4 protein-coding genes and 1 pseudogene are annotated in these 7,001 nt (G+C 69.4%); 1 reads left to right on the top strand and 4 read right to left on the bottom strand.

Translation table 11 applies throughout. From position 1 onward, the window contains the following. From ACFU8Q_RS37220 to ACFU8Q_RS37235, 4 genes are all read right to left on the bottom strand, one after another. Positions 1-164: flavodoxin-dependent (E)-4-hydroxy-3-methylbut-2-enyl-diphosphate synthase (locus ACFU8Q_RS37220; RefSeq protein WP_350985938.1), on the bottom strand; the 164-nt coding region annotated here is incomplete at its 3' end. Between the two features lie 181 nt (positions 165-345). Then, complete coding sequence (locus tag ACFU8Q_RS37225; protein ID WP_384463298.1) at positions 346-1,656, bottom strand: M50 family metallopeptidase; 1,311 nt, start codon at positions 1,654-1,656, stop codon at positions 346-348. After that, the gene (gene dxr / locus ACFU8Q_RS37230; protein WP_384463301.1) at positions 1,653-2,906 is read right to left on the bottom strand and encodes a 1-deoxy-D-xylulose-5-phosphate reductoisomerase; all 1,254 of its coding nucleotides are present in this window, start codon (positions 2,904-2,906) and stop codon (positions 1,653-1,655) included. Before dxr ends, ACFU8Q_RS37225 begins: the two co-directional genes overlap by 4 nt. A 157-nt stretch (positions 2,907-3,063) precedes the next feature. Next, positions 3,064-5,010 carry an acyl-CoA dehydrogenase family protein gene (locus tag ACFU8Q_RS37235; RefSeq protein ID WP_384463304.1) on the bottom strand — a complete coding sequence of 649 codons (1,947 nt, stop codon included), beginning with the start codon at positions 5,008-5,010 and terminating at the stop codon, positions 3,064-3,066. Positions 5,011-5,995: 985 nt separating this feature from the next. Between ACFU8Q_RS37235 and ACFU8Q_RS37240 the strand changes: the two are divergent. After that, positions 5,996-6,996 (top strand): annotated as a pseudogene (locus ACFU8Q_RS37240) (site-specific integrase). The last annotated feature ends 5 nt before the right edge of the window (positions 6,997-7,001 follow it).

Raw genomic sequence — 7,001 nt, forward strand, 5'->3', positions numbered from 1 at the left:
TGCAACGTCGCACCGATGTCCGACGTACGCGTCGTCGTCATCGACTGCACCGACACCGGCGCATCCCCGCCCACCGCAACCGACCCGACCTGGATCTTGCGGCTGACCCGCCGGTCGGCGAGCTTGGTCGGAACGGACGGAATTCCGAGAGAAATCGCAGTCATGCGGTGAGCATCCCCAAGGTGTGGATCGAGGTCCCGAGATCGGCGGGCTCCGGGTTCCGAGGTTACGTCACCGGCGGCGGCCCGGAGCACACCGCGTGCGGGAGTGCCGCGTGCAGGGGACGCCCCGGACACACGCTGTGTACCGGGTCGTCACCCTTCGTGCACCGGGCCGTCCGGGAGGTCAGGAGATCTTGACCGGATTGACGATGTCGGCCACCAGCACCAGCAGCGTGAAGCAGATGAAGACACCTGCGACGACATAGGCGACCGGCATCAGCTTGGCCACGTCGAAGGGGCCCGGGTCGGGGCGCTTGAAGACGCGCGCCACGTTGCGGCGCAGGGCCTCCCAGAGCGCTCCGGCGATGTGTCCGCCGTCGAGCGGGAGCAGGGGCAGCATGTTGAAGAGGAACAGCGAGAGGTTGAAGGCCGCCAGCAGGAACAGCATCATCGCGATCTGGTTCTGCGCCGGCACGTCCAGCGCCATCACCTCGCCGCCGATCCTGGCCGCGCCGACAACACCCACCGGGGAGTCGGCGGCTCGCGGGCCGTCACCGAAGGCGGCGTCCCACAGGCCGGGGATCTTGGACGGGAGGGCGATGATCGAGTCGACACCGTTATCGATCATGTCTCCCATCCGGACGACCGAGTCACCGAAGGAGAGCGGCACGATCTCGGTCTGGGCGGCGAAGCCGAGATAGCCGGCCGTCACATACTCACCGGCGATCGCATCTCCGTTGGAGTCCTTCTTCGCCACGGCGTTCTTCTTCAGCACGGCGTGGAGGGTCTGCTCCTGACCGTCGCGCTGGACCGTGATGGTCGCGGGGCCGATGGTGTCGCGGATCCTCTCGGAGAGCGTCGCCCAGTCGTCGACCTTCTGGCCGTCGAAGGCGACGATCTTGTCGCCCTTCTTGAGTCCCGCCGCCTGTGCGGGCGAGACGGCGTCGGACTTCTTGCAGGTCTCGCGGTTCTCGCTCTGCGGGATCACGCACTTCTGGACGCCCGCGACCTCGGTGGTCTGGGTCTGGAAGCCGAAGGACATCGCCACACCGAGGAAGATCGCGACGGCGAGGACCAGGTTCATGAACGGTCCGGCGAACATCACGATGACGCGCTTCCACGGCTTGCGCGTGTAGAAGAGGCGTTTCTCGTCGCCCGGTTCGATCTCTTCGAAGGCCGCGGACCTGGCGTCCTCGATCATGCTTCGCCACGGTGATGTGGACCGCGCCTCCAGGCGCCCGTCCGGTCCCGGCGGGAACATGCCGATCATGCGGATGTAGCCGCCGGCCGGGATGGCCTTGATCCCGTACTCGGTGTCGCCCTTCTTCCGTGACCAGATTGTCGGTCCGAAACCGACCATGTACTGGGGGACGCGGATACCGAAGAGCTTCGCGGTCGACAGGTGACCCAGCTCGTGCCAGGCGATCGAGAACAGCAGGCCGATGACGAAGACGACGATGCCCAGAATCGTCAACAGGACCGTCGAAATACTCATGCGCGCGCCTCCGCTGTCGCTTTCGCCGAGAGTTCACGGGCCCGGGCGCGTGCCCAGGTCTCCGCTTCGAGGACGTCTGCGACCGTGAGCGAAGTTCCCGTGGCGGGGGTGCCGTGTTCGGCCACCACCGCGGTGACCGTATCCATGATTCCGTTGAACGGCAGCCGTCCCGTCAGGAATGCGTCGACGCATTCCTCGTTCGCGGCGTTGAACACGGCCGGGGCGGTGGCGCCGAGCGTGCCCACGTGCCTGGCCAGTCCGACGGACGGGAAGGCCTCGTTGTCGAGGGGGAAGAACTCCCAGCTGGACGCCTTCGACCAGTCGAAGGCGGGTGCGGCGTCCGGGATGCGCTGGGGCCAGCCGAGGCCGATGGCGATCGGGCCCCGCATGTCCGGGGGTGTGGCCTGGGCGAGGGTGGAGCCGTCGGTGAACTCGACCATGGAGTGGACGTACGACTGCGGGTGGACCACGACCTCGATCCGGTCGAACGGGATGTCGTAGAGGAGATGCGCCTCGATGACCTCCAGTCCCTTGTTGACCAGGGTGGCGGAGTTGATCGTGATGACCGGTCCCATGGCCCAGGTCGGGTGCGCGAGGGCCTCCTCGCGGGTGACGTTCACGAGTTCGCTCCTGGTACGTCCCCGGAAGGGGCCGCCGGATGCGGTGACGACGAGCTTGCGTACGTCGGCGCGGGTGCCCGCGCCGAGCGCCTGGAAAAGGGCGGCGTGCTCGGAGTCGACCGGGATGATCTGGCCGGGCTTCGCCAGCGCCTTCACCAGCGGGCCGCCGACGATCAGCGATTCCTTGTTGGCCAGGGCGAGCGTGCGACCCGCTTCGAGCGCGGCGAGCGTGGGGGCGAGACCGATCGATCCGGTGATTCCGTTGAGCACGGTGTGGCAGTCGCCGGCGGCGAGCTGGGAGGCGGCCTCGGGGCCGGCCAGGATCTCGGGGAGCGGCTCGCCCGTCCCGTACTGCGCGCGCAGCGCCTCGCGGAGGGCCGGTACGGCGTCCGGTGCGGCGACGGCCACGGTACGCACCCGCAGCTGCCGGGCCTGCTCGGCGAGGAGGGCGACCCGTCCGCCCGCGGCGGAGAGCCCGGTGACGCGGAAACGGTCGGGATTGCGCAGCACCAGGTCGATGGCCTGGGTACCGACGGAACCGGTGGAGCCGAGGATGACGAGATCCCGGCGGCCTTCCGCGGCGTCGAAGACGAGGTGCGGGTCGGCGAGGGGGGCAGGGCTGTCGCTCATGCCCCCCATTGTTGCCGCATAGGCTGTGCGTGTGGACAGTGCGTCCCCCGCGCCCGCCCGGAGCGGTCCGCCGGGGCGGGCTCAACCCGTGGCGGGACGAATGCCGCCCCCCGATTCCGGATTGCCGGCCGTCCCCCCTTACCAAGTGGGTCGCGGGTCAGCGAATGGGCCGGTGGACGTCGTCCCGGACGGACGGCCCCGGGGTGGCGTCGGCGATCCACGGTCCTTCGCCGCTCGGGTCGATGATGCCGTCCTCCAGCCAGGTGTAGGTACCCGACAGGACGCCGTCGACCACGCGCCGGTCGAGATCGTCGGTGTTGGACCACAGTCGGGTGAAGAGTTCCTCGACCCGAACGCGGGACTGGCGGCAGAACGCGTCGGCGAGCTGGTAGGCCTCGCGGCCGTGGTCGTCGCAGGAGCGCAGCAGTTCGGCGCGGACACAGGCGGCGCTCATCGCGAAGAGTTCGGCGCCGATGTCGACGATCCGGCCGAGGAAGCCCTGCTTGGTCTCCATCCGGCCCTGCCAGCGCGACATGGCATAGAACGTGGAGCGCGCGAGTTTGCGGGCGGAGCGTTCGACGTAGCGCAGGTGGGTGGAGAGATCCGGGTGGCCGGACGGGTTGAACTCCCCGTACGTACGCGGGAGTTGTCCCGGTCCCGAAACGAGTTTGGGGAGCCAGCGGGCGTAGAAGCCGGCTGCGTTCGCGCCCGCTTTCGCCTTGGCGGAGAGGGGTTTGTCGGGGTCGATGATGTCTCCGGCGACCTTCAGGTGGGCGTCGACGGCCTCACGGGCGATCAGCAGGTGCATGATCTCGGTGGAGCCCTCGAAGATCCGGTTGATCCGCAGATCGCGCAGGAGTTGCTCGGCGGGGACGGCCCGTTCGCCCCGGGCCGCGAGGGACTCAGCGGTCTCGAAGCCCCGGCCGCCCCGGATCTGGACCAGCTCGTCGGCCATCAGACAGCCCATCTCGGAGCCGTAGAGCTTCGCGAGAGCCGCCTCGATCCGGATGTCGTTGCGGTTCTCGTCGGCCATCTGGGAGGAGAGTTCGACCACCGCTTCGAGCGCGAACGTGGTCGCGGCGATGAAGGAGATCTTGGCGCCGACGGCCTCGTGCCGGGCGACCGGCCTGCCCCACTGCTCGCGCACCGCCGACCACTCACGGGCGATCTTCAGGCACCACTTCCCGGCGCCGACGCACATCGCGGGAAGCGAGAGCCGTCCGGTGTTGAGCGTGGTCAGGGCGATCTTGAGCCCCGCGCCTTCGGGGCCGATGCGGTTCGCGGCGGGGACCCGGACGCGGTGGAAGCGGGTGACGCCGTTCTCGATGCCGCGCAGGCCCATGAACGCGTTGCGGTTCTCCACGGTGATGCCCGGGGAGTCCGCCTCGACGACGAACGCGGTGATGCCGCCCCTGTGGCCCTCCGACTTCGGGACACGGGCCATCACGACGAGCAGGTCGGCGACGACACCGTTGGTCGTCCACAGCTTCACGCCGTCGAGGATGTAGTCCGATCCGTCCGGAACGGCCGAGGTGGCGAGCCGGGCCGGGTCGGATCCGACGTCCGGCTCGGTGAGCAGGAACGCCGAGATGTCGGTGCTGGCCAGCCGGGGCAGGAAGGCGTCCTTCTGCTCCTGGCTGCCGAAGAGCTTCAGCGGCTGCGGTACGCCGATGGACTGGTGGGCGGAGAGCAGCGCGCCGATCGCCGGGCTGGCGGAGCCGACCAGGGAGAGGGCCTTGTTGTAGTAGACCTGGGTCAACCCCAGGCCGCCGTACTTCGGTTCGATCTTCATCCCGAGCGCGCCCAGTTCCTTGAGGCCGTTGATCACCTCGTCGGGGATCCTCGCCTCACGCTCGATCAGGGCGCTGTCGATCCTGGTCTCGCAGAAGTCGCGCAACCGGGCGAGGAACGCCTCGCCGCGCCGGACGTCGTCCACCGGCGGCAGCGGATGCGGATGGATCAGGTCGAGACGGAAGCGCCCGAGGAAGAGTTCCTTGGCGAAACTGGGCTTGTGCCAGTCCTGTTCGCGCGCGGCCTCGGCCACTTGACGCGCTTCACGCTCGGTGACCTTGGGCGTGTTCTTCGGTGCGGATGGTGCGGACATGAGGAGCTCACCTCGCCGCGTTGTGGGTGGGCGGACGCGGCCGGTCCGCCCGGAGCGCAGGGGCGCCTGCCGAGCCGTACCAACCGGTGTACTTGTCCTGATGTACCCGATTCCCGGGACTCCCACCATCCCCCGGACGCCGATCGGGTCGGGAGCCACTCCACTGGACAGCCCCGTGGTGACAGGGCGGTCGGACCGTGAGCGGGGCGGGTGAAGCAGAAGCGGCCGGAGCCCTCGCACGGTGGGTCCGTCGCAGCGCCCGGGGAGGACTTCGGTACGGCCTTCTGGTTCAACGATCTCGTCAGCGAGCAGGGCGACACGGAGACGGTCCGGCAGTACCCGGTGACTGCCGGTGCCGTGACTCGGTACGACATCGCCGAGATGCGGCTGCGGCTGCGGCCAGAACTGATCCGAGCCGGCCATGAGCGCCCGCGCCATCGCGATGATCAGGTTCGAGCAGGAGTGGCCCCCTCTCGGTGCGGACGGAGTGCCGGTGCGGCCGACCTGGTGGGGCCGCACCGGCCTTCCGTGACGGCTGATGCACCCCGCCGGCGACGCCCTGTCGCGGCCAGTCCTCGCCATGTGACTCCTCGGCATGAACAACGGCAAAGCCACCGGCTCGTCGCCCTCGGGGACGAGGAGGCGGGCGGGACGACGTGCGGGTTCCTGCCGGTCCGCGCCGGGTGGCATCTGCTGGCCGGCGACCGGGGGGGCGTCCGTGTCGAGGATGATGTGGTGCGGGTTCTGTCGTGGCCGTCTGCGGCGGCATGAACCAGCCAAGGGGGTCGAGGAACATCGGAACGAAAATCGGCGCTAAGGATTCGTTGGCCCTGGTGGGCGGCTGACGGGCCGCCAGCGGCAAAAGGGTTCTGAAGTTCTCCCACAGATAACGCCCCAATATCTGCGGTAGCTTGATCCGTCACCTGCGGTGATGTTCTCCGGCCGCTACGTGAAGCGGCCCTGTTATTTGTGGCAGGGGGAAGCGGTGCCCACCGTCGTACAACTGCCGGCCGGGAAGGCGTTGACCGTCCGCGCGGCGGCGGACGTGTTTCTCGACTCGCTCGGCAACCCGAACACGGTCCGCAACTACGGGATCGGGGTGGGCAAGACCGCTGAACGGCTCGGCGAGGCCAGGCCGCTGGCGTCGGTCGCGGACGACGAGATCGGCGAGGCCCTGGAACTGCTCTGGGGCACCGCGGCGGTCAACACCTGGAACTCCCGCCGGGCGGGGGTGCTGTCCCGGCTCGGCTGGTGCCGTGAGCGCGGCTACGAGGGACCGATGGTCCCGGCCTGGGCGAAGCGGCTGGCGGTGCCGGACTCCGAGACCCCGGCCCGCTCGAAGATGGCGGTCGACCGGCTGATCGCGCGGCGCGAGGTGCACCTGCGGGAGAAGGCGCTGTGGCGGATGCTCTACGAGACCGCCGGGCGGTCCGAGGAGATCCTGGGCGTCAACATCGAGGAGCTGGACTTCGCCGGGCGCCGTTGCCTGGTCAAGGCCAAGGGCGCCCGGACCAAGACCCGCCGCCGAGGCCAGTCGCGTGGGGACTACGTGCTGGAGCCGGTGTACTGGGATGCTGGCACCGCCCGGCTGCTGCCCCGGCTGCTCAAGGGCCGCACCCGCGGTCCGGTGTTCGTCACCGCCCGCCGTGCGGGGCCGGGGAAGGTCATTGGCCCTCGGGACGCGTGCCCAGACACCGGGGCGGCGCGCCTGTCCTACGGCCAGGCCCGCGCCCTGCTGGACATCCACACCGCCACACAGGGCCCGGGGACGGGCTGGGTCCTCCACGAATACCGCCACTCCGCTACCGCCACTCCGCGCTGACGCACCTGGGCATGGCCGGCGCGTCGCTGCTGATGCTGATGGCCAAGTCCCGGCACCGCAAGCCGGAGAACCTGCGCCGCTACTTCAAGCCGTCGCCGGACGCCATCGCCGAACTCACCAGCCTGCTCGCACCCGGCGACACACACCGAGGCGGCGGCACGTGACCGAG

The organism is Streptomyces sp. NPDC057543 (assembly GCF_042801895.1).
GTDB lineage: Bacteria > Actinomycetota > Actinomycetes > Streptomycetales > Streptomycetaceae > Streptomyces.